This window comes from Kurthia sp. YJT4, from assembly GCF_030219945.1.
Lineage (GTDB): Bacteria > Bacillota > Bacilli > Bacillales_A > Planococcaceae > Kurthia > Kurthia gibsonii.
Window position 1 is genome coordinate 2035705 of sequence record NZ_CP126689.1, and the last position, 23860, is coordinate 2059564.

General features: G+C 36.8%; 27 protein-coding genes, 1 tRNA gene and 1 riboswitch. Of the genes, 10 read left to right on the top strand and 18 right to left on the bottom strand.

Features of this window, described 5'->3' with window-relative positions; genetic code table 11:
* Positions 1-35: 35 nt before the first annotated feature.
* Complete coding sequence (locus QN089_RS10085) at positions 36-761, top strand: 3-ketoacyl-ACP reductase (protein WP_068452169.1); 726 nt, start codon at positions 36-38, stop codon at positions 759-761.
* 104 nt (positions 762-865) lie between these two features.
* On the opposite strand, the gene QN089_RS10090 is transcribed toward QN089_RS10085, so the two are convergent.
* The gene (locus QN089_RS10090; protein WP_068452166.1) at positions 866-1168 is read right to left on the bottom strand and encodes an antibiotic biosynthesis monooxygenase family protein; all 303 of its coding nucleotides are present in this window, start codon (positions 1166-1168) and stop codon (positions 866-868) included.
* 164 nt (positions 1169-1332) lie between these two features.
* On the bottom strand, positions 1333-2877 hold the full coding sequence (gene pruA, locus QN089_RS10095; protein WP_068452163.1) for an L-glutamate gamma-semialdehyde dehydrogenase: 1545 nt from the start codon (positions 2875-2877) through the stop codon (positions 1333-1335).
* A gap of 181 nt (positions 2878-3058) precedes the next feature.
* On the opposite strand from pruA, the gene QN089_RS10100 reads away from it, so the two are divergent.
* On the top strand, positions 3059-4387 hold the full coding sequence (locus QN089_RS10100; RefSeq protein WP_285215251.1) for an AAA-type ATPase lid domain-containing protein: 1329 nt from the start codon (positions 3059-3061) through the stop codon (positions 4385-4387).
* A gap of 648 nt (positions 4388-5035) precedes the next feature.
* Here QN089_RS10100 and QN089_RS10105 read toward each other — a convergent pair.
* The gene (locus QN089_RS10105) at positions 5036-6013 is read right to left on the bottom strand and encodes a proline dehydrogenase family protein (RefSeq protein WP_068452158.1); all 978 of its coding nucleotides are present in this window, start codon (positions 6011-6013) and stop codon (positions 5036-5038) included.
* A gap of 352 nt (positions 6014-6365) precedes the next feature.
* Here QN089_RS10105 and QN089_RS10110 point away from each other — a divergent pair, with 352 nt between their 5' ends.
* The 6 genes from QN089_RS10110 to QN089_RS10135 all read left to right on the top strand — a co-directional run bounded on the left by QN089_RS10110 (position 6366) and on the right by QN089_RS10135 (position 10261).
* Positions 6366-7085, top strand: a complete 720-nt coding sequence (locus QN089_RS10110) for a metal ABC transporter ATP-binding protein (RefSeq protein WP_068452156.1) — start codon at positions 6366-6368, stop codon at positions 7083-7085.
* Between the two features lies 1 nt (position 7086).
* Complete coding sequence (locus QN089_RS10115; RefSeq protein ID WP_068452153.1) at positions 7087-7929, top strand: metal ABC transporter permease; 843 nt, start codon at positions 7087-7089, stop codon at positions 7927-7929.
* Positions 7926-8861, top strand: a complete 936-nt coding sequence (locus QN089_RS10120) for a metal ABC transporter substrate-binding protein (RefSeq protein WP_068452150.1) — start codon at positions 7926-7928, stop codon at positions 8859-8861. The genes QN089_RS10115 and QN089_RS10120 overlap by 4 nt, the downstream gene beginning before the upstream one ends.
* A gap of 123 nt (positions 8862-8984) precedes the next feature.
* Positions 8985-9338: a DUF2089 domain-containing protein gene (locus tag QN089_RS10125; protein ID WP_068452147.1), complete on the top strand. Its 354-nt coding sequence runs from the start codon at positions 8985-8987 to the stop codon at positions 9336-9338.
* A complete protein-coding gene (locus tag QN089_RS10130; protein ID WP_068452144.1) occupies positions 9338-9706 on the top strand; it encodes an SHOCT-like domain-containing protein in 369 nt (122 codons plus the stop codon). Before QN089_RS10125 ends, QN089_RS10130 begins: the two co-directional genes overlap by 1 nt.
* 324 nt (positions 9707-10030) lie before the next feature.
* Complete coding sequence (locus tag QN089_RS10135; RefSeq protein WP_285215252.1) at positions 10031-10261, top strand: hypothetical protein; 231 nt, start codon at positions 10031-10033, stop codon at positions 10259-10261.
* 40 nt (positions 10262-10301) lie between these two features.
* Here QN089_RS10135 and QN089_RS10140 read toward each other — a convergent pair whose 3' ends face one another.
* On the bottom strand, positions 10302-10448 hold the full coding sequence (locus QN089_RS10140; RefSeq protein WP_068452138.1) for an alcohol dehydrogenase: 147 nt from the start codon (positions 10446-10448) through the stop codon (positions 10302-10304).
* A gap of 64 nt (positions 10449-10512) precedes the next feature.
* Positions 10513-11133 carry a hypothetical protein gene (locus QN089_RS10145; protein ID WP_285215253.1) on the bottom strand — a complete coding sequence of 207 codons (621 nt, stop codon included), beginning with the start codon at positions 11131-11133 and terminating at the stop codon, positions 10513-10515.
* A gap of 150 nt (positions 11134-11283) precedes the next feature.
* Here QN089_RS10145 and QN089_RS10150 point away from each other — a divergent pair, with 150 nt between their 5' ends.
* A complete protein-coding gene (locus QN089_RS10150) occupies positions 11284-11754 on the top strand; it encodes a hypothetical protein (protein WP_068452132.1) in 471 nt (156 codons plus the stop codon).
* A 39-nt stretch (positions 11755-11793) separates the two neighbouring features.
* Here QN089_RS10150 and QN089_RS10155 read toward each other — a convergent pair whose 3' ends face one another.
* From QN089_RS10155 to QN089_RS10205, 11 genes are all read right to left on the bottom strand, one after another.
* Positions 11794-11991, bottom strand: a complete 198-nt coding sequence (locus tag QN089_RS10155) for a hypothetical protein (RefSeq protein WP_285215254.1) — start codon at positions 11989-11991, stop codon at positions 11794-11796.
* Between the two features lie 735 nt (positions 11992-12726).
* Positions 12727-12969: a hypothetical protein gene (locus QN089_RS10160; RefSeq protein ID WP_068452109.1), complete on the bottom strand. Its 243-nt coding sequence runs from the start codon at positions 12967-12969 to the stop codon at positions 12727-12729.
* Positions 12970-13431: 462 nt separating this feature from the next.
* Positions 13432-13505: transfer RNA gene (locus tag QN089_RS10165), tRNA-Arg, on the bottom strand.
* Positions 13506-13577: 72 nt separating this feature from the next.
* The gene (locus QN089_RS10170) at positions 13578-14093 is read right to left on the bottom strand and encodes a metallophosphoesterase (protein ID WP_285215255.1); all 516 of its coding nucleotides are present in this window, start codon (positions 14091-14093) and stop codon (positions 13578-13580) included.
* 21 nt (positions 14094-14114) lie between these two features.
* Positions 14115-14699 (bottom strand): XTP/dITP diphosphatase, encoded by a 585-nt coding sequence (locus QN089_RS10175; protein WP_121176286.1) that lies wholly within the window; start codon positions 14697-14699, stop codon positions 14115-14117.
* A 222-nt stretch (positions 14700-14921) separates the two neighbouring features.
* On the bottom strand, positions 14922-15716 hold the full coding sequence (racE, locus tag QN089_RS10180) for a glutamate racemase (protein ID WP_285215256.1): 795 nt from the start codon (positions 15714-15716) through the stop codon (positions 14922-14924).
* Positions 15717-15741: 25 nt separating this feature from the next.
* Positions 15742-16194: a MarR family winged helix-turn-helix transcriptional regulator gene (locus QN089_RS10185; RefSeq protein WP_068452098.1), complete on the bottom strand. Its 453-nt coding sequence runs from the start codon at positions 16192-16194 to the stop codon at positions 15742-15744.
* 112 nt (positions 16195-16306) lie between these two features.
* Positions 16307-16744, bottom strand: coding sequence for an acyl-CoA thioesterase (locus tag QN089_RS10190; protein ID WP_068452095.1), 438 nt, complete (start codon positions 16742-16744; stop codon positions 16307-16309).
* Between the two features lie 154 nt (positions 16745-16898).
* Positions 16899-17666 carry a succinate dehydrogenase iron-sulfur subunit gene (gene sdhB / locus QN089_RS10195; protein ID WP_285215257.1) on the bottom strand — a complete coding sequence of 256 codons (768 nt, stop codon included), beginning with the start codon at positions 17664-17666 and terminating at the stop codon, positions 16899-16901.
* A 2-nt stretch (positions 17667-17668) separates the two neighbouring features.
* Complete coding sequence (gene sdhA / locus QN089_RS10200; RefSeq protein ID WP_068452089.1) at positions 17669-19420, bottom strand: succinate dehydrogenase flavoprotein subunit; 1752 nt, start codon at positions 19418-19420, stop codon at positions 17669-17671.
* Positions 19421-19483: 63 nt separating this feature from the next.
* Positions 19484-20095: a succinate dehydrogenase cytochrome b558 subunit gene (locus QN089_RS10205; protein WP_068452087.1), complete on the bottom strand. Its 612-nt coding sequence runs from the start codon at positions 20093-20095 to the stop codon at positions 19484-19486.
* Between the two features lie 274 nt (positions 20096-20369).
* On the opposite strand from QN089_RS10205, the gene QN089_RS10210 reads away from it, so the two are divergent.
* Positions 20370-20801: a YslB family protein gene (locus tag QN089_RS10210; RefSeq protein WP_068452083.1), complete on the top strand. Its 432-nt coding sequence runs from the start codon at positions 20370-20372 to the stop codon at positions 20799-20801.
* Positions 20802-20866: 65 nt separating this feature from the next.
* On the opposite strand, the gene QN089_RS10215 is transcribed toward QN089_RS10210, so the two are convergent.
* Together QN089_RS10215 and QN089_RS10220 are read right to left on the bottom strand one after the other, a co-directional pair.
* Positions 20867-22221 (bottom strand): IS3 family transposase gene (locus QN089_RS10215; RefSeq protein ID WP_285215258.1). Its coding sequence is split into 2 segments (ribosomal slippage): positions 20867-21768 and positions 21768-22221, totalling 1356 coding nucleotides; the frame shifts between segments, so codons are not numbered across the junction.
* A gap of 83 nt (positions 22222-22304) precedes the next feature.
* Positions 22305-23540: an aspartate kinase gene (locus QN089_RS10220; protein ID WP_285215259.1), complete on the bottom strand. Its 1236-nt coding sequence runs from the start codon at positions 23538-23540 to the stop codon at positions 22305-22307.
* Between the two features lie 105 nt (positions 23541-23645).
* Positions 23646-23821: riboswitch (Lysine riboswitch) on the bottom strand.
* Positions 23822-23860 lie beyond the last annotated feature (39 nt).

Below are 23860 nucleotides of genomic sequence, written 5' to 3' on the forward strand. Positions count from 1 at the left end.
CTAAATGTAGAACAGAATCGAAAGGATTGATAAATTTGCCACAATCATTAGAAGGTAAAGTAGCATTCATTACAGGAGCAGGACGAGGTATTGGTCGTGCTGTAGCAGAAGCATTAGCAAAACAAGGTGTAACAGTTGGGCTACTTGCTCGTACAGAACAACAAGTGAAAGAGGTAGCTGAAAAAATCATCGCTGATGGTGGTAAAGCTGCTTTTGTAACTGCAGATGTGACAAATTTAGAAGAAGTCGATGCAGCAATTGATTCACTAACAAAACAAACAGGTAAAGCAGATATTCTAATTAACAATGCAGGAATTGGTGAGTTCGGTACACTGTTAGACCAAGATCCATTAATGTGGAAGAAAATTGTTGATACAGGCATTTTCGGTACGTACCATGTAACACATGCAGTATTACCACAATTAATCGAGAAAAATGAAGGCGATATTATTAATATCTCGTCTACAAATGGTCTAAACGGCGCTGCAACATCTACTGCTTATTCAGCTGCTAAATTCGGTATTATCGGCTTAACTGAGTCATTAGCTCAAGAAGTACGCCGTAATAACATTCGTGTTACAGCGCTTGCACCAAGTACGGTTGTAACAGAATTAGCACGCGAATCTGGTTTAATTGATGAGTCAAAAGTAGATCGCATGATGCATCCTGAAGACTTTGCAGAAGTAATTGTTAACCAATTAACATTACCAAACCGTATTTATGTAAAACAAGCAACAATTTTAGGTACAAATCCATACTAAAATCTCTTGAACATAAAAAAGCTGGAATCGCGCTGTGGTGCGGTTCCAGTTTTTTGTTACAAACGCTAGTGAAATGTCTTGTCCCAGCTTGTTTTTTATGTACTTTATTTTACTTCATACATCGAAACGTCTACGTTCACAATATACTCTGGCTTTTCTTTACCACGATTATTGCGATGCCCTGCAATATGTTCTGGGCTTTTCTCCCACGCTTTCCATGCTTCTTCTGACTCCCAACGTACCATCATGATGACTTCTTCTTCACCACGACGTACTTTCTTTTGAAGAACAGTTTTATCAATAAAGCCAGGTTGTTGCTCCACTAATCCCCCACCCTGCTTAAATTTTTCAACTACAAGATGGCCATTTCCTTCTGTTACTGTAAAGCGACGTAATTGTACAATCATATGTAATCTTCCCTTCTTTTCCAATTATCTTTATCTTACTAAATAAATTGAATGACTGTCAATGAAAATGATTATCATTATTATTTAAAGATGATTAATTTGAGTTTCTTCCTATTATATATACAAAAAACTAGCATCGTAAAAATACGATGCTAGTTACATGATTAGAACATTTCTGAAGTTGTTTTTGCTTGCATGTGTAATTGTAAGTAATCTGGTCCGCCTGCTTTTGAGTCTGTACCTGACATATTGAAACCACCGAATGGTTGGTAACCTACAATCGCACCTGTACAACCGCGGTTGAAGTAAAGGTTTCCGACATGGAATTCTTTACGTGCTTTTTCTTGATTTAAACGGTTTTTCGTAATAACTGCACCTGTTAAACCGTACTCTGTATCGTTCGCAATTTGAATTGCTTCATCAAAGTCTTTTGCTTTTGCAATCGCTACTACTGGTCCGAAGATTTCTTCTTTCATAATACGTGCACTTGGCGCTACATCTGCAAATACTGTTGGGTGTACAAAGTAACCAACTGAATCGTCTGCTGTTCCACCTACTAATAATTTACCTTCTGTTTTACCAATTTCGATATATGAAGTAATCTTTTTAAACGCCGCTTCATCAATTACTGTTGCCATGAAGTTATCTGGGTTTGTTGGATCACCAATTGTTAATTCTTTTGTTAATTCTTCTACACGCTCTACTACTTCATCGTACACATCTTCTACGATGACTGCACGAGAACATGCTGAACATTTTTGACCTGAGAAGCCGAATGCTGATTTCACAATTGATTGCGCTGCTAATTCTAAATCTGCCTCTTTATCGACAACAATTGTATCTTTACCGCCCATTTCAGCGATAACACGTTTCATCCAAATTTGTCCTTCATTTAGTACTGAAGCACGTTGGTTAATACGTAAACCTACATCACGTGAACCTGTGAATGATACGAAGCGTGTGCGTGGGTGGTCAACTAAGTAGTCACCTACTTCTGCGCCAGAACCTGGTACATAGTTCACAACGCCTGCTGGAAGACCTGCTTCTTCTAATACTTCGATAAATTTATAAGCAACTACTGGTGTTGTAGAAGCTGGCTTTAATAATACTGTGTTACCGGTTACAACTGCTGCCACTGTTGTACCAGCCATGATTGCGAACGGGAAGTTCCATGGTGAGATTACAATCCCTACCCCTAGAGGAATGTAGTCGTAACGGTTGTATTCGCCCACGCGGCTCTCTACTTTTTGACCGTCTTTTAAACGAAGCATTTGGCGTGCATAATACTCTAAGAAGTCGATTGCTTCTGCTGTATCTGCATCTGCTTCATTCCACGGCTTACCTGCTTCAAGTGTTAATAGTGCTGAGAATTCAAATTTACGACGACGAATAATTGATGCCGCTTTGAATAATACATCTGCACGAATTTCTGGTTCTACTTGACTCCACATTTTGAATGTTTCATCTGCTACTTGCATCGCTTTTTCAGCTAAATCTTTCGTTGCTTTTGAAACTGTACCAATTACTTCTGTTTTCTTTGCTGGATTGTAAGAAGTGATTTGATCTTCAGTCGTTACACGTTCGCCACCAATAATGAGTGGATATGCTTGACCTAAGTAACCTTCTACTGTTGCTAATCCTTCTAAGTACGCTGCTTTATTCTCTTCTTTCGAAAAATCTGTAAATGGTTCGTGTTTGTATGGAATCATGTATATTTCCCCCTTGTTTTTGAAGTGCCAAATTATTTTGCACATAAATTTCTCAACTAAGTATATAATGCAATATTATTTAGCATTAATCAATAGGAATTTTCTAAATTTTTTAAAATTCCCTCAAAATTTTTAAACTGATGGTAAAATAAAGGGAAGAAGCGCGGTACAGGAGGAACATATGGAAAAGCAAAAACTATTACATATCTATCAATACATTATCGAACAAGGCGATACAGGAATCCGTGTTGTAGATGTAGAAGGAAACCTCATCATCTATAATCAAAAGATGCGTGAGCTTGAAGGCATCGATACGATTGACTTTGAAAACTATCGCGCCCATGAAATTATCGATTTTGAAAATGAACAAAGTGAAATTTATCATGTACTACAATCCGAAAAACCATTAATCAACCATAAAAAGACGTTTTGGAATAAGAAAAATCAAGAAGTCACATATATTAGCAACATCTATCCCCTACATGAACAACAAGAATTAATCGGAGCAGTAGAATTCGCACGCGATATTACACAACTCGAATTTATGATGTACCGTCCTCTTCGAAGGTACGGTGCTCCACTAACATTTGATATTATTACAGCGGTTTCTGCTGTCATGAAAGATGTCATTCAAAAAGCGAAAATCGTAGCACTAAGTAAGATGCCTGTTCTACTCATTGGCGAATCTGGAACAGGAATTGATATGATTGCGGAAGGTATTCATCATGATTTACAGCAACCAAACCAAGCTTTTGTTACGATAATTTGTCGTCGCGATGAAGAAACGATTTTAAAACAGTTTGAAAAATATATCGCAAAAGAAGAACAAATTACGTTCTTCGCTGAGCGCATTGAATATTTATCTATTGAGGCACAGGAAAAAATTGTAGCTTTATTTGAACAACATCCACATCATGGACATATGATGATTGCGAGTGTTGGTAAAGATCCCATTGATTTAATTCAGGAACAGGCACTTTCTAAAAACCTGTATCGTCTTTTTTCATCAATTACAATCTATATTCCGCCACTACGCGAGCGAAAAGAAGATATTATGCCTTTCATTAACGATTATTTCCAGCGTCATCGCGATCAATACGGTTCATCAATCGAGGCACTCTCTCCTGAAGTAACGGAATTATTTTTAAATTATGATTGGCCTGGTAATTTAAAAGAGCTTGAAGTTCTTCTTGATGAAATGACGAACATCATTACAACTGAAACCGTCATTGATGTAAACTTACTCCCACCTCATTTCAAGTGGAAAATTCAAAATAGCTTACCGACAGAAGAACAAAATTCAAGTGAGTTATTTATTATTGAAAACTCGAACGACCTTCGCCCCCTCGACCACTACATGAAAGAAGTTGAGGCATATTACATTACAAAAGCACTCGAAATGCATGATGGGAATATTTCTAAAACAGCCGAAGCACTTGGCATTCGTCGCCAAAGCCTCCAATATCGCATGAAAAATTTTCAAATTGACGCAAAACAGTTTGTGAAGTAGTAAGGTTTAGAGTAATTAGAGGACTTTAATTGCTTTGATTCATGTGAATTCGAACATTCATCCAAGCTTTTGGGACATTCGAGAGCGGTGTTGGGACATTCGCCCGGTAGTTCGGGGCACTCGCCAATCAAAACGGGACATTCGAGGGCGGAAATGGGTCACTCGCCTAAAAAACTTAAATTGCTCACTTTTTGCACTTTCTTCAAGGGTTTTGAGTAATTAGAGGACTTCATTTGCCTTGTTTCATGTGAATTCGAACATTCATCCAGTAAAACGGGGCATTCGATTACGGTGTTGGGGCATTCGCCCGGTAGTTCGGGACATTCGCCTGTTTATTTGGGTCATTCGAGGGCGGAAATGGGTCACTCGCCTAAAAAACTTAAATTGCTCACTTTTTGCACTTTCTTCAAGGCTTTTGAGTAATAAGAGGACTTTAATTGACTAGGCTAGTGAAAATTCGAACATTCATCCAGTAAAACGGGGCGTTCGATTACGGTGTTGGGGCATTCGCCCGATAGTTCGGGGCACTCGCCGATCAAAACGGGACATTCGTACAGCAAAACGGGACATTCGAGAGCGGAAATAGGTCACTCACCTAAAAAATTGCATACAAAAAGGAGCCGCCATCATGTGCGACTCCTTTTTTGATTACTTTTTCGATTTTTTTGATAAGCGGCCTAGTAAGAATGTTGCTGCACCCACTGCAAGAACTGTATTTGTCTTTTTATTGAATACTTGTTTCGTTACAAGTGCCATATTTTGTGGACGTTCTGCTAAACGACGCATGAAATATCCATACCAGTCATTACCGAATGGTAAGTATGTGCAGAAATTATAACCTTCACGTGCTAAATCGTATTGCATTTCTTTACGGAAGCCGTATAACATTTGGAACTCGAACTTGCTATTTGGAATATTGTTGTCTTTTACGAATTTTTTCACATGATTGATTACGTTATGATCGTGTGTCGCAATCGATGTGAACTTGCCATTTAATAAATGCTGTTCGATTAGACGTAAATAGTTTTGATCGATATCTTCTTTTGATTGATACGCTACTTCTGGACTCTCTTTGTACGCACCTTTTACAATACGTAATCGGAAATTCTTATATTTTTCAATGTTTGCTTCTGATTCGAAGAAGTACGCTTGAATTACAGTACCTACATTGTCATATTCTTTGTGTAGTTCTTCAAGTAAGCTGAATGAGCTTTGAAGACGTGCATAGTTTTCCATATCGAAGTTTACGAAAATACCATATTGATGTGCTAAGGCTACAACTTCTTTTAAGTTTTCATAGCAGAAATCAACATCGATATCTTGACCTAATTGAGATGGTTTTAGTGAGATATGCGCATCTAAGTTTTCATCATGAATCGCTTGAATCACTTTTAAGATATTCTCTTTTGCTTCTGTTGCAGCTGATTTTTCAAATACAAATTCCCCTAAATTATCTACTGTACATGAAATGTTCGCCTTATTTAATTCTTTAATTGTTTTAACTACTTCTGGAATTGTTGTACCTGCTACAACACTTTGCGCCCCCATACGTAAACCATATTTTTGAGCCATTCCGTTTAATACTTGATTTTCAGATAAATACATAAATACATCACGTAATGCCATGAAAATTCCTCCCTAACACCCTAAATTTGTTTGCAACGAGATTATAACACTATATTTTTCGAAATTAAAAGAACAATTTTTATTTTTAAAAAAAGAAAAAGAAAAAAATTATTCTAAAATCCTTGATACACCTAGCTTTCAAAGACAACAAATTTTTTTCTTTGTAAACGCTTTTTTACGCTCTTACTTCATGCAATCTATTATTTTTCTGAAAAAACAATTTACTCGATGTAGTATATCTATTTACAAATTAAATGAGAACCTGTATCATATGATTAAAGTTTCTTTAAGGAAACATTTTTAGTTAAGGTGAATATTATTTTATATAAGAAAAAGAAAGGGTTGTGGGAAAGTGTTAACTGTTCAAAACTTAACCGTCTCTTATAGTGGTAATCGTCCAGCTGTTGAAGACGTATCATTTGAAATTAAAAAACCTGCACTCATCGGGATACTTGGTCCCAATGGTGCAGGCAAATCAACATTAATCAAAGGTATTTTAAAATTAGTATCGAGTAAAGGAACTGTCTTATTCAATCAACAGCCATTCAGTAAAATACAACGAGAAATTGCTTACGTTGAACAAAAAAGTGCGATTGATGATACATTTCCTATTACCGTACGCGAATGTGTCTCTTTAGGTCTCTACCCTAAAATGAGTTGGTTTAAAAAAATCTCGAAAACACAGTGGGAACAAGTCGATGCCGCTTTAGAAAAAGTAAATATGTTGTCTTACAAAAACAATCAAATTGGTGAGTTATCTGGTGGTCAATTCCAGCGCGTATTAATCGCTCGAACACTTGTACAACAAGCAAAATTCATCTTTCTAGATGAACCGTTTGTAGGAATTGATGCGACAAGTGAACAAGTCATCATGTCTCTACTTCGTGAACTGCGCGATGAGGGAAAAATGATTCTAATTGTGCATCATGACTTAAGTAAAGTCGATGATTATTTTGATGAAATTCTTATGATGGATCAACATCTTATTGCTAAAGGTCCCACAAAAGAAACATTTACAAAAGAACAGCTTGCTAAAACATATGGTGCTGCACTTGGATTAGGGGTGTTATAACATGTTCTCAAACTTTATTGATGGACTAACTAATTATGAGTTTTTACAAAATGCACTGGTCACATCGATTGTAATTGGTGTCGTCGCTGGTGTCGTTGGTTGCTTTATTATTTTACGCGGAATGTCTCTTATGGGGGACGCTATTTCACACGCAGTACTTCCCGGTGTCGCCATTTCGTATATCTTTAGTATCAATTTCTTTATTGGCGCTATTTTATTCGGTCTTTTCGCATCAATCATTATCACATTCATTTCGAACAATAGTAAAATAAAGGGCGATACAGCGATTGGAATCACCTTTAGTTCGTTCCTAGCACTAGGTGTTATTTTAATCGGGTTTGCGAACAGTTCAACAGATTTATTCCACATTTTATTTGGAAATGTTTTAGCTGTTCAAGATGTTGATAAGTGGTTAACTATTGGTATTGCTGCGATTGTACTTATCATTGTATGGCTGTTTTTCAAGCCATTACTACTCACCTCTTTCGACCCAAATATGGCGAAAGCATTCGGTGTGCGCGTCAATGCCTATCACTATTTATTAATGGCACTTTTAACTGTTGTATCTGTTACAGCGATGCAAAGTGTCGGAACCATTTTAATCGTAGCTCTACTCATAACACCTGCTGCCACTGCTTACCTCTATACAAAGAGTTTACGTAACATGATTTTCTTATCCGCCTTTTTCGGAGCGCTCGCTTCAGTAATCGGCTTATTCATTGGTTACTCATTCAATTTAGCAGTTGGTTCGACAATTGTTCTAACCGCTACTAGTATCTTTTTAATTAGCTTTTTAGTATCACCAAAACAAATTCATTTAAGAAAGAAGGTTCTTCGTTCATGAAAAAATCAACCATTTGGATGAGTCTTATATTGATTCTATCCATCGCTCTTGCTGCGTGTGGTAATGGCGAAGCAAAAAAAACAGAGACAGATCGTAAACAAGTTGTTGTTACAAACTCGATTCTATATGATATGACGAAAGAAATTGCAGGTGATAAAGTCGATGTACATAGTATTGTACCTGTCGGAAAAGACCCACATGACTATGAAGTATTACCAGAAGATATTAAAAAAGCAACGGATGCTGACTTAATTCTTTATAACGGTTTAAACCTTGAAACAGGTGGTGACGCATGGTTCACAAAACTGATGAACAATGCAAATAAGAAAGAAAACCGCGATTACTTTGCTGTATCAGAAGGTGTTGAACCTCTTTATTTAGAAGGTAAAAATGCAGATGGTAAAGAAGATCCGCATGCATGGTTAAGTCTTGAAAACGGTATGATTTACGTGAATAACATTACACAAAAATTAGTGTTATTAGATAAGGATAATAAAGACTATTATGCTAAAAACGCTGCAGATTATACGCAAAAACTAATGAAATTACACCAAGAAGCGAAAGAAAAATTTAGTAAGATTCCAAAAGACAAGCGTATGGTTGTCACAAGTGAAGGTAGTTTTAAATACTTCTCTCTTGCATATCAAATTCCTTCAGCTTACATCTGGGAAATCAATACAGAAGAAGAAGGTACACCAGATCAAATTAAAAATTTAGTTGATCAATTACGCAAATCAAAAGTACCTGCCCTATTCGTTGAAAGTAGCGTAGATGATCGCCCAATGAAGACCATTTCAAAAGAAACAGGTATTCCAATTCATGCAAAAATCTTTACAGACTCTATTTCTGAAAAAGGCGATCATGGCGATAGTTACTACAACATGATGAAATGGAATTTCGACCAAATTTATGATGGCTTAATGAAAAAATAACACTTTTTAAAGCAGCGAGATAATTCTCGCTGCTTTTATTTTATTAAAATTTATATTAATTTAATTGATTTATTATATAATTAAAATTAAAATATTTAATATGAATTTTAAGGAGTGACGAATTTGGTTGAATTATTAACCCATTGCCCCATCTGTGATCAAACATTAACTGTTCAAAAACTACATTGCGAGAGTTGCCATACAATAATTGAAAATAACTTTTCATTATCACGACTGATGACCTTATCAAAAGAACAACTACATTTTGTCGAGACATTCTTACTTTGTCGAGGAAATATTAAAGAAATGGAAAAGAAACTACAGATTTCATATCCAACTGTTCGAAATCGCTTAGATGCCATTGTGGAATCTCTAGCGGATACACATACACATGATGTTTTAACGGATATTCAAAATAAAAAAATAGATGCAGATGAAGGTATTGAACAAATTCGCACATGGAAGGAAGAAAAATAATGCAAGAGAATTTAACACGTATTTTAACAATGGTTCAAGATGGTACAATCTCTGTTGAACAAGGAACTGAATTAATCGAATTATTAAAAACTCCTCCTCTAAAGGAATCCACTGACAAAATACTACGTGTTCGTATTCAGTCCGATCAAACTGAAAAAGTAGAAGTGAATTTACCAATCACACTGGCAAAAATACTTTTACAAACGAGCGAACAAATTTTACCGAACATACCACAATTGAAGGACTATGTGACACAAATCGACTTAGCACAACTGAGCTATGCTGTTGAACATGAATTAACTGGAACGATTGTTGACATTCAATCCGCAAATGGTGATTATGTTTCCATCTTTATTGAAGAACAATGATGCGTATTCATATTCAAACAACTGATTATAATTTGCGACTCCCGATTCCCTATTTATGTATGACAACTCTCTGTAAAGCGGCACAAATCACGCGCACTGCATCCTATATTGAAAGAAAAATACCGATGCTGCCAAAGTTTGATACTATTTTATATTTAGTTAGACATTGTAAAAAATATAAAGGGTTACATCTTATAGACCTTTCGACGAAAGACGGCACAGTCATTCAAGTAAGACTGTAATATTCCCCAGGAAATAAACGATTGTGAAGTCATTACAACGGGTATAGAGCCTCATAGAATAGTTGCTCTAGGAGGAAACTATATGACAAATCGTATGTATAGGATTGGCGAATGTGTCGTACTCAAAAAGACTTTAAAGATTAATATGGCATATGATGGTTTAATATATTTTCAAGAAACAGACGCTGAGTTAGGTCGTGAACCTTTTCTGATTATAAATGGTTTGAAAAATCGTTCTTATACTGTTCGTGAGTACGATTGGATGATTAATGATGAGATGATTGAAGGTCGTGTCGGTGAAGTAGAGGAATGAAAGAAAGACTGCGACAATTTACTGTCACAGTCTTTTATTATTATGATTTTTTAGCTTGTTTTTTCTTCAAGTATAATTCACGCATCTTCTCCATCTTCTCTTGTTGGTTTGTGCGTGTTGGCTTTTGCTTTTCGTGGTATTTTGTCACCGCTGCTTGCCCTTTTGTATCTAATTGATATTTCCCCATTGAACTCACCTACTTTTTTTCAATGATTCTATTATACATGGAATTAGAGGTGAATCATAGAAAGCTATTTCTTTTTTACGACTTTTGTCATTTGCCATTCACTCTGCTTTAAAGCACCAGTATAATACTCAAATTTAATGACACCAATTCCAGGTGCATACCATTTTTTCGACGGTGTCTTCGTATTTACAGATGTAACTTTTACAATATCAGTATATGTTTTTGAGCCTATTTTTATTTTACCATTTATATATTCAATGACATTTTTTTCTTTAAACACTTTATCTGATGCATCAATTGTAGTAGCTGTAAAATATTCAGATTTTTTAAGACGATATGGCAATATATAATCCTCTACATCATAATATTGTCCATAGCTGTTATAAATCGTATTTTCAAAAAAGCCTTTTTTACTAACCATTTGTAGCGTTCGAGCATGGAATTCAATCGGATATCGTTTTAATTCTTTATCATAATGAAAATAATATAAAGCATTATGTTCACTCACTTGTTTTGTATGATAAATATACTTTCCATACTGATATTCAATTCCCTTGCCATAAATTATATACTTCGGATTTGTCATATATTTTTCAGCTAGAACACTTTTAGCTGCTTTGCCACTCATTGGTAATTGACTAAAAACAAAAAGTAATATACCACACACAATTACAAACTTTTTCACAATCATCTCCTCCTTATTTTCTATTATATACTTCCAAAACAAAATTGGATATTTTTTACTTTAAAACCCCTTACTAAAGTCATATTATACCGTTTTCTCATTACAGATGATGGAATATTTGTTAGACTAGTAGAAAGGAGTGAACCGTTTATGATGTTTCTAACAGTTATGGCATTATTTTTATTTGGTATTATGGCGTTATCAGGTGTCATCCTACTAATTTTAGCCATTATCCGTCCAAAAACACGCAATACAAAATTCATCTTACCTATCGTTTTATTAGTCATTTCAGGTATTGGAATTGCTTCTATGATGAGTCTATTTTTCATTACACCTAAAGAAGGAACTGTGCAAGAGTATGAAAAAACAGAGAAGCTTACACAGAATATGACGATTGATGGAAATGCAGCGAAAGTGTTTGTTGAAGTTCCAAAATCAGCCGAAACACCTGATTTTTCAAAACAAGCAGATCAAATCGTACAATCTGTACGAAAAGAACATGCAAATGTACGTAAAGTAATTATTCTTTGGAATCGTGAAGGTTCCAATCAAAAAATAGCGAAATCTACATTCCATAAAGAAGGACAGGATTTCGTGTTAGATCATGAATGGTCTGAATAAAAAGTAAGAGGCTCTGGGATAACTCCCTAAGCCTCTTTTTTATACATTCTTTTGCTCTTGCCACATACTTAAAATGCCGAGTATTAATAATAAACAAACACCTGTGAATGTCAAAGATGACCATGTTAATCTCGGGTCGAGTAATTGAAAAAAGAAAGTGAAGACAAGAATGAAGCACAGCGACATCATGACGATGAACGTCTCACAATATTGAATGCCTTTCTGTAATAGATACATGGGAATTAATACCTCCATTATGGTCACCATCATAATCCACGCGATATTTTCGAGAAAATAAAGTATCAATGTATCATATATGGCGATAAACGACAGAATAATAATAGCGATAAAACGCTTCGACAAAATCATCGAACTACTCCAACCAAGTGTACTTAATTGTTTTGAATAGATGGTACAAAGAACAGCACCAAGGGAGTAAAACGGTTGGTCCAATCAGGGAACTTTCAGCCAGTGATTCCCCTCTCTTTCGATCTTCACTCAAACACCTCATACCCTCTTCCATGCTTTTGAATTGAAATTAGTAACTAACTTAACCCATTCATTTTCAATTCTCATTTTTTTGAATAAAACATCAGGTTAAAAACCTATAATTAAATTCCTTTTTTTGTGATAAATTATATTATTAGTATAATAAAAAGGAGGCATTTATGAAAAAATATCTTTTATTAATTATTGTGGTTCTCTTTTTCGGTATGAACATTTTAGCGTATATAAGTCGTTTCAACCTGCTCAACACTATACAAGCTTTTCTCAACCTAGCAATCATTGTGACCATTATGATTTTTTATCCTCTCTATAATTAAAAGAAGAGGTAGTTGTATTACATCATCTAAAATTAATCCAATGTAGTACATCCACCCAAGTCTTTACTGCAAGACAGTAATTATTATTTGGTAATTTAGTATATTACTTCTTTTTAATCGTTTCTAACATTATATAGTATTCTATTAATTACCATTCTAAATCAGGTACTCTTTCAATAAATTTTTTCCCATCAATAATTCCATTCGTAAATAATTCTTCAGCTGTTAGGAACTCTTGTGTGTATGAATCCTTAGAACGTGTTAATAAATAGCTTTTTTCTTTACCGTATAGTCGGCTTATCCACCATTCTTCTGATTTATAGGAAAAGCTTAGTTCCTGTTCTTCATCTACTATTCCTTCTTTAAATTCTTTCCACTCTTTTTCGCTCACTTCTTTCACCTCTTCACTTTTATTATTTTAGTACCTATTAAAATCGTATTATCATTTATGGAGATGAGCATGCTTTTTAGGATCACCATGATTTACATAATATATCTATGTCAGTTTTTCCCGTAGTACCTTCTGGTATTCAATTTTCCATCTTTATAACGATCTTTTGTTAATTTTTTCAAAACCAAATCAACCTTTAACTATAATTATAGGTTGATTTAAATAAAATATGAAAAAAAGAGTATTTTTGTTTCAGATAATTCCTTTACTTTTAGTCATACAAAAAAATCTTCCTAATATTATTAGGAAGATGATTACATAAACTTATTCTTATTATAATCCATTTCAAAAAAGTAAGAAGGGATTATTTTAAGGATTTCACTACATTTTTTAATCCCCGTTATAATCCCTTCACGTTTGACAAATCCTTATACAACAAGGATTTAAACTCTCTAACTTGTATGTCCCAGGAGGGATTCGAACCCCCGACCGACGCCTTAGAAGGGCGTTGCTCTATCCAGCTGAGCTACTGAGACAGTGTTGCTTGAGAAAATTGAATTTCTCAAGGACAATACTTATTATAGACAAAGCTAGATAATATGTCAACATTATTTTTTTGGTATAGAAAAATAGTGTTGTGAAATGATTTGTTGGTCGGGTGTTTTGAATGTGACTGTGAATTCGTCTTGATTTTCTTCCCACTCGATTGTTGCATAGCTCTTCGGATTGCCGCCTCTTGGCAACAAGAGACTTCCTGGGTTTAAAAAGAGTGTGCGTCCTACTTGTTGTGCGCCGAGTACGTGCGAGTGTCCGAATAATACGATGTCTGCTTCTACTTCTTGCGCTTTATAATCAAGTGGTGTCAGCGTCATTTTAATATTGTATAAATGTCCATGTGTCATGAAGATGCGACGTTCTCCAATTGGTACAACGAGTTCATCTACATAGTCGGAATCAAAGTCGCAGTTCCCTTTTACGCGGTACATCTCGTGAAAATGAGGATCATCATAACTTAACTCACTGTCGCCACAATGAAAGAAAGCATTTGCTCCCTGTTCTTGTTCATATACTTGTTCAATGATTTCTGCATTACCATGTGTGTCACTTAACACAACCACTTTCATCTAGCCAACCACCTTATCGAATTAGAGATTGATTTTTTCTTGTAATAGCTTGAGTGCATTACCGCGGTGTGAGATTGCGCCTTTTTCAGCTGGTGACATTTGTGCCATTGTTAGTCCTTTTTCAGGTACGTAGAAAATTGGATCATAACCGAAGCCATTGTCGCCGCGACGTTCTTCTAAAATAATGCCTTCACATGTGCCGAATACTGTTTGTGTTGGATAATCTGGACCTGTGATGGCTAAGCAGCAACCAAAGCGTGCTGTGCGTTCTGCTTCCGGTACACCTTGTAAATTCTTTAATACTTTTTCGATATTTGCAGCATCGTCATGGTCGCCTGCATAACGTGCTGAATACACGCCTGGCTCGCCGTTTAACGCGTCAATCATCAGTCCGCTATCATCTGCTATTACAAGAAGATTCAACGCTTTAGAGAGTGTTTCTGCCTTTAAGATGGCATTCTCTTCAAATGTTGTTCCTGTTTCTTCTATTTCCATATCTGGGGCTACGTCAAACATCGTTACGACTTCATAACCCAGTGGTCCAAAGATTACTTCAAAATCTTTTGCTTTTCCTTTATTCTTTGTGGCAATTACTACTTTTTTCATTCTTCCTTACCTCCCGTACAATGTATGTCTATTTTAGCATAAACGGTGCATAGACACGAAAAAACATGATGGAACAAAATATGTCACTTACCTTTTTTTAGCGTTCGCAACGAAAAACTGGAACCGCGCCACAGCACGATTCCAGTTTTTCTTATGCTTATGTGGGATATGTTTTTTGTATTTATGTCCCAGCATATTTTTATTTTGCATATATGTATGCAATTATAATTCAATTTTCTCTGCTTGCAGCTCAGGAAGCTGTAGCCAGTCATCTACAATCTGTTGAAACATCGGTACAGATCCTGTTGCAAAAAAACGATGCTTCGCACGATGTGTCGATTTGTTTTCTAGACTGTAATATGCAAGTAAATCTTTTGCATGGAGCGCCGTCTCTTTTGCGGATGACACAACATGTACATCTTCTCCTACTACTTTCTCAATAAGATGTTGAATAATTGGATAATGCGTACAGCCTAAAATCATCGTATCATAAGAGATTGTTTCCAATGGAGATAGCACTTCTTCTATAAGCTTTTCTGCAAAAGGCCCTTCATATTGACCACTTTCAACCATAGGTACAAGGGGTGGACATGCAAGCGAATAGATTTGACTTTTAGAATAAAGCGAACCAATCGCTTCCTCATACGCGCCACTCTTTACTGTCCCCACTGTTGCGATGACCGCAATTTGATGGGTTTTTGTCTCTTTCATTGCAGCCATAGCACCTGCATTAATTACGCCAATCACAGGAAAGTCACAGGTTTTTTGAAGTGGTTCAAGCGCTACTGCTGTTGCTGTATTACAAGCAATAACTAGCATCTTGATTCCCATCTCTTTTAACTTCTGTGCCATCTGTGTTGTAAACTCCACTACTTGTTTTGCCGTTCGTGGCCCATATGGACATCTGGCTGTATCGCCAATATAATAAATCGTCTCATTTGGTAGATAGCGAAGCATTTCTTTTGCAACGGTTAATCCACCTACACCCGAGTCAATCACACCGATGGGAGCATTCACACTAACCGCCTCTAATCTTTTATTGTTAATCTTCATTCATACGAACGTATAATTTTTGTAATAGTTCCGATAATTGTTGGATTTCTTCATTTTCAAAATCACTTACAATATCAACTAAATATAATTGTCTTTTTTCGATTACTTCTCGAATAATCTTTTCGCCTTCTGGTAAAAGATGAATGCGCACGACACGTCGATCTGCTGTGTCACGAACTCGTTGTACAAGTTCATTCTTCTCCATACGATCGATTAAATCTGTCGTTGTACTAAAAGCTAAATACATACGATTTGATAAATCTCCAATCGTCATATCGCCTAATTCATCAAGCCATTGTAAAGCGATGAATTGTGGTGGGGTAATCGTGTAATTCGTTAAAATTTCACGTCCCTTTTGTTTAATAATCGCTGCAATGTGTCTTAAGTCTTTTTCTAGTATACAGATATTTTGTGCATTTACATCGAAACCTTCTTCAGCCATTTAGTTCACTCCTATTTCGTACATAGTATTTCCATATACGAATGATCATTAATTATATTGTGAATGTATTTCTGAAAATTGGCAAGCCATCTCGTATAAATTCTTAAAAAACTTAATGAATTCGTTGGATTTGTGGCATGGACCACTTCTCTGCCCTTCCAGTATGTGCATTCATTTGAACGAGTGTACCACGTCCTGTTAGACGTACTTCTCCATTCACAACACCCATATAATGAATGTCTACTGATGAACTACCCAATTTTGCAAATTTCGCAAACATTTGAATGGTCTCTCCAAAGAAAATTTGCTTTAAAAAATCACATTGTAAATCAGCTACAACAGGAACAATCGGTGAATCAGGTGAAAGATTGGCTCCTACTAATTCATATTCTTTCATTAAAGCAATACGCGCCTGCTCAAAATAGACGAATGGAACCGTATTATTCAAATGTCCAAATAAATCGGTTTCTGAAAAGCGCACCTCAATATCAATTGAAAATGTAAACTCTTTTTGCCATGCTTCAAAATCTTGAATATAACTCTCTTTCATCTTTCATCCCTCCAAACTGAATAGTTATTCATATTGTAACAAATTTCAAGTTCTTTGAAAAAGAATAGCCTTTCGTCTGACGAAACAATCAAAAAGCAGGAACCGCTTATAGGCGATTCCTGCTTCGAATTATAACGTAAATTTACGTATTAAATTAGTCAACCATATGGTCAGAACCGAAGAAGTTTCTGAACATTTGAACTGTTGCTGAACGGTTAAGTGAAGCGATAGAAGTTGTCAAAGGAATACCTTTTGGACAAGCTGCTACACAGTTTTGAGAGTTACCGCAGTTAGCTAAACCGCCGTCTCCCATGATTGCATTTAAACGTTCGTCTTTGTTCATTGCACCTGTTGGATGTGCGTTGAATAGACGTACTTGAGATAATGGAGCTGGTCCCATGAATGAAGAGTGAGAGTTTACGTTAGGGCAAGACTCTAAGCAAACACCACAAGTCATACATTTTGAAAGTTCGTAAGCCCACTCACGTTTACGCTCTGGCATACGTGGACCTTCACCTAAATCGTAAGAACCATCGATTGGAATCCATGCTTTTACTTTTTTAAGTGAGTCGAACATACGAGAACGGTCGATTTGTAAGTCACGAATTACAGGGAATGTGCTCATTGGTTGTAATTTTAATGGTTGTGGTAACTTGTCAACAAGTGCTGAACAAGATTGACGTGGACGACCATTGATTACCATTGAGCAAGCGCCACATACTTCTTCTAGACAGTTCATGTCCCATGTTACTGGTGTTGTTTTCTTACCATCAGCAGTTACAGGGTTTTCACGAATCGCCATTAATACCGAAATTACGTTCATATTTGGACGGTATGGTACTTTGAATTTCTCCCAATATGGTTGAGAATCAGCGCTGTCTTGACGTTGTACTTCAACATCTAACATTTTTTGTTCTGCCATGATTAGTGAGCACCTCCAGTATAGTCACGTTTACGTGGTTTAATCATTGAACAATCTACTTCTTCATAGGTGATGATTGGATCGAATGAAGGTGTGAATTGAGCAATTGTTGTTTTTAAGAAGTTTTCATCGTCACGTTCTGGGAAGTCTGGTTTGTAGTGTGCACCACGAGACTCATCACGTAATAATGCTCCTTTAGCCATAACACGCGCAAGAGCAAGCATGTTTTTCAATTGGCGAGTGAATTGAGCACCTTGGTTAGACCATTTGTTTGTATCATTGATGTTAATGTTGTTCCAACGTTGTTGTAACTCCTCTAACTTCACTAACGTTTTTTCTAAACGGTCGTTATGACGTACAACTGTTACGTTTTCAGTCATTAATTCACCAAGTTCTTTGTGTAATAGGTAAGCATTTTCTGTACCGTTAAGGTTTAGAATTTCTTCCCATTTCTCTTCTTGTTCTTTTACTGCTGCAGCGTAAAGCTCTTCTGGAAGATCTTCAACGTGCTTATCTAGGCTCTTAATATATTCAGTTGCTTTTGGACCTGCTACTGAACCACCGTAGATTGCAGAAAGTAAAGAGTTTGCACCTAGACGGTTACCACCGTGTTGAGAGTAATCACACTCACCAGCAGCGAAACATCCAGGAATTGTTGTTTGTTGATCGTAGTCTACCCATAGACCGCCCATTGAATAGTGAACAGCTGGGAAGATTTTCATTGGTACTTTATGTGGATCGTCACCAACGAATTTTTGATAGATCTCGATGATACCACCAAGTTTAATATCTAACTCGTGTGGATCTTTGTGAGATAAATCTAGGTATACAACGTTTTCACCGTTGACACCAAGTTTTTGGTTGATACATACGTCGAAGATTTCACGAGTTGCAACGTCACGAGGAACTAAGTTACCGTACGCTGGATATTTTTCTTCTAGGAAGTACCAAGGTTTACCGTCTTTGTATGTCCAAATACGGCCACCTTCACCACGTGCTGATTCTGACATTAAACGTAGTTTATCATCGCCAGGGATTGCAGTTGGGTGGATTTGGATAAATTCACCGTTTGCATATTTAGCGCCTTGTTGATAAACGATTGATGCAGCAGAACCTGTGTTGATCATTGAGTTTGTTGATTTACCAAAGATAATACCAGGGCCACCTGTAGCCATGATTACAGCATCAGAACGGAATGCTCTGATTTCATGTGTAGTTAAATCTTGTGCTGTAATACCTTTACATACGCCATTCTCATCTAATACTAAACCTAGGAATTCCCAGCCTTCGTATTTCTTAACTAGACCTTCAACTTCCCATTTACGAACTTGTTCATCTAGTGCGTAAAGAAGTTGTTGACCTGTAGTCGCGCCTGCGAATGCAGTACGGTGATGTAGTGTACCACCGAAACGACGGAAATCAAGAAGACCTTCTGGTGTACGGTTAAACATAACGCCCATACGGTCAAATAGATGGATGATACCAGGTGCAGCATCACACATTGCCTTTACTGGTGGTTGGTTTGCTAAGAAGTCTCCACCGTAAACAGTATCGTCAAAGTGAATCCATGGAGAATCCCCTTCACCTTTCGTGTTTACAGCGCCATTAATTCCACCTTGCGCACATACAGAGTGTGAGCGTTTAACAGGAACTAATGAGAATAACTCAACTTCAGTGCCTAGCTCAGCAGCTTTCATAGAAGCCATTAAACCTGCTAGACCTCCACCAACTACTATTAATTTACTTTTCGCCATTTTCCTCTCACTCCTCGTTCAATTAGTAGTCAAGCGCTTTCATACTTTCATCATAAGAGTTAATTATGCGAAAGCTAAGATCGCCATTACGCCAACTACTGATAACAGTACAAAGAAAATCATTGTAATGTAAGTTGTAACTTTTTGTGATTTTGGAGATTGAATAAGTCCCCAGCTTACTAAGAATGACCAAATACCGTTTGATAAATGGAACGTAGCTGCAATGATACCAACAATGTAGAAAATAAGCATTCCTGGATTTGATACAACGTCAGCCATTAAGTTGTAATCAATTTCGGCACCATTGATTGTTTTTTGTAAACGTGTTTGGAAGATGTGCCAAGCGATGAAAATCACAAGGAAAATACCTGTTACACGTTGTAACATGAAGAACCAGTTACGAGTTGTTCCGAAACGGTTCAAGTTTGGTTTCGCAGTGAACGCAATGTATACACCATAGAATGCATGGAACATTAATGGGATATAGATTACTACCCACTCAACGATTGGTAAGAATGGAAGACTTTCCATTGTAGCTGAAGCTTTGTTGAATGCTGCTTCACCGTTTGTAGCTGAATAGTTGATTAACAAGTGGACCGTCACGAATAGACCTACAGGAATTAGACCTAGTAGAGAATGTAGACGACGCCAGTAAAACTCTCGATCTTTCGACAAGACTGTTACCCCCCTTAATACTTAAAGTAAATCCAAGTCAAAAACTTCACGACTAATTTGTCTGACATTCTTTGACTGTTTACTTTATCATGGTACAATATTATGACAAGTTCATTGTACTCCCACTCCCAATGAACGTCAAGGTTACCAACGTTTTTCAGCAGTATCAATTACTCCGAAAAAATAGTATCAAAGTCGATTTTTCGCTATTTGAAAGCGTTTTTTTCTAAAAAGGACAAAAATTCGACAAAAAATATGAAAGAAGGATTTACACATGTCTACAATGGAAATGAAAAATGTTACAGCTTTTGGTTACGAAATTATTCGCGACCATATTCTCTCAACAATTGTTGGTAAAAATGAGGCGGATATCCTCTACTGGTGCGGTAAAGAAACTGCACGTAAGTTCCCACTACTTGAAATTGAGGAATTACCTGCCTTTTTCGCTGAGGCGTCATGGGGTGTTCTCGAGCAAACGAAATTAGGTAAGTCTGAAGCTATCTATGTCTTAACAGGCGATGCAGATATTTTAAAATTTGAACAACGCTGTTTCCGAATTGAATCTGGTTTCATCGCTGAACAAATTCAAAAACATAATGGCTTCTTAACAGAATGTTATGAAGAAGTAGATGTAAAAAAAGGTCGCGTAACATTCCAAGTGAAATGGGATTTAAAAGATCCAATTCATCAAGAAGAAGTAAAATAATGCGTACATACAAAAAGCCCCTTCAAATTGAAGTGACCCCTAAAAGTTAGACACGGTTATTTCATTTAGGCAGCTTGAGTGAAATGGGTTCGGTACGCTACCGGACTCATTTTGTATTTTGCCTTCATACGTTTTGTGTTGTAATACGTTATATACTTTTCAAGTTCCAATTTAAAATGCTCCACACTTTCAAATTCCTTCAAGTAAAGGAATTCCGATTTCAATATGCCGAAGAAATTCTCCATGACGGAGTTGTCGTAACAGTTCCCTTTACGGGACATACTTTGCACAATCCCTTTTGATTCAAGGGCATGGCGATATTGCTTCATTTGATAATGCCAGCCTTGATCAGAATGCATCAATAGTTGATGTTCTTCCGGCAATCTCTCTAAAGCCTTCTCTAACATCTCAGATACTAAAGAATACGTTGGTCTAGAGCCAATGGTATACGTGATGATTTCTCCGTTAAATAAGTCTAAAACAGGTGATAAATAGAGCTTTTCACCAAATAGCTTAAACTCCGTAATATCTGTTACCCATTTCTCATTCGGTGCCTCTGCTGTAAAGTTACGATCTAAAATATTTGGCGCAATTTTACCGACGGTACCTTTATAGGATTTATACTTTTTCATACGCACTAAGCACTTTAAACCCAGCTCTTTCATGATGCGCTGCACCTTCTTATGATTCACCTTTTGCCCACGATTCGCTAGCTCATCGCGAATACGGCGATAGCCATAACGACCCTCATGTTCTTCATAAATCGCTTTGATTTCTGCCTTCAGTTCGGCATCGCGGTCTGGACGATTCATCTTTTTTACTACATTGTAATACGTGCTGCGTGGAATTTGTGCGAATGTTACAAGTGCTTTCACCGAGTATTTTTGCCTTAATTCATAGATGATCTTTACTTTGTCTTCTTTGGTGATTTTTCCTTGGCTTGAACTAAGGCATTCAACTTTTTTAAATACTCGTTTTCCATACGTAGACGGTCGATTTCTGCTTGTAGTGCTTCTGGTGAGCCTTCTACTGGTGCTTGTTTTGGTTGTTTATTTGTTTCTTTTTTCATGGATGGACGCCCCTTTTTCTTTGATTGAAGGGCATCAAATCCTTTGGTTTCGAATATTTTTCTCCATTGAAGAATCGTGGATGGTGCGGCTATACCGAAGATAGCCGCTGTTTCAAGTAAGGACGTACCTTGTTCAATCATGAAGTTTAGTACGTCTAGTTTAAACTGTGCTGTATAGTTTGTATACGATTTTGTAAACGCTTCTACACCGTTATACTTATATTGTTTCGTCCAATTAAGAATGGCCTTATGATCTGTCCCGATCGATTTAGCAATTTCACGTGAACTTTCTTTGCCTTCTAAGTAGCGTAAAGCCGCTTGTAATTTTTCCGCTGCCGTATATTTAGCCATAAAAAACTGCACCTCCAATTGTTAGATGTGTCTAACAATTGGGGTGCAGTTCAAATTCGCAAGGGACTTTTTGTTTTATCCATTTAATTTTCTATTGCCACTGCTGCTTTTGATAATTCAAACTGTTCATGTAAGGCATTCGCCGCTTTAAACATCTCTTCTTGTGGTACAACGACGGATACTTTGATTTCAGATGTGCTGACCATCTTCACCGGAATTCCTAATCTAAACAAGCAATCAAACATCGTCGCTGCAACACCTGGATTGGATGCCATACCTGAACCGACAATCGATACTTTTGCAAGTTCTAGTTCATGATCAATATAATCATAACCTAATGTATTTTTATATTCTTTTAACACATTTAATGTTTCTTCTAATTGTTCTTTTTTCACTGAAAATGATACCGTTGGTGATGCGTTTGGAATGATGGATTGTACAATGATATCCACATTGATATGGTGCTTCGCTAATGTTGTGAAGATGTTCGCTAATGACCCCATATATGCTTCGCTAAAATAAACTGTTAAACGAACGATTTCTCCTTCGAATGCTACTCCTCGTACAACTAAATCTTTTTCCATTTGAACTTCCTCCTTTAAAACGGTTCCTTCTACTTGTTCATAACTTGAACGAACAGACATGGGCATTTGATAATTTTTCGCTAATTCAACAGAGCGTGGATGTAAAACACCTGCTCCTAAATGTGCTAATTCGAGCATTTCATCATAACTTAATTCTGCTAATTTACGTGCATTTGGCACAAAGCGTGGATCACTTGTATAAACCCCATCAACATCGGTATAAATATCACAGCGTTCTGCTTGAATCGCAGCTGCAATCGCGACAGCTGTTGTATCTGAGCCACCTCGACCAAGTGTCGTAATATTACCTTCATGATCAATCCCTTGAAAACCTGCTACAACGGCTACTTTCCCTTCATTTAAACAGGTCGTGATTTTCTCACAATCAATCTGTTCAATGCGTGCATTACTCGCAACATCATCGGTCATCATACCTGCCTGCCAACCTGTAAAAGACTGCGCAGGTACATCTAATTGGTGAAGCGCCATCGTCAGTAAAGCTGTTGTAACTTGTTCACCTGTAGATAGTAGTACATCCATCTCACGTTTTGATGGATGTGTCGATACTTGGTTCGCCATCTCGACTAAATGATCTGTCGTTTTTCCCATCGCTGAAACGACAACAACCACTTTATTCCCCACTTCCACTTCTTGTAAAACTCTTTTCGCTACATTTTGAATACGTTCCGGTGTTGCCACCGATGTGCCACCAAATTTCATAACATAAGTTCCCATACGTTCTCCCCCTACATATTGTAATGTGGGTTCTCTCAATAAAAAAAGCAGCCAAACATCGAAATGTTGGGCTGCTTATGCATGTCTATTCAAAAATGAACATTCATGTGAGATAGCCCTCCAGAGTGTACACTCTGACAATTCTGCATTTATTCAATACAGAACCAGCAATGAAGTCGTAGTTCCTTCATCACTTCGGCAGTTTCCCCTTTCACCTTCTTTCACTGAGTTACTACACTCTCAAAAAGGCTACTCTTGACACCTGCTCCTCTATCATCACTTTTTCAGTGATTTTTAATTAACGTTACTTTATCACAATA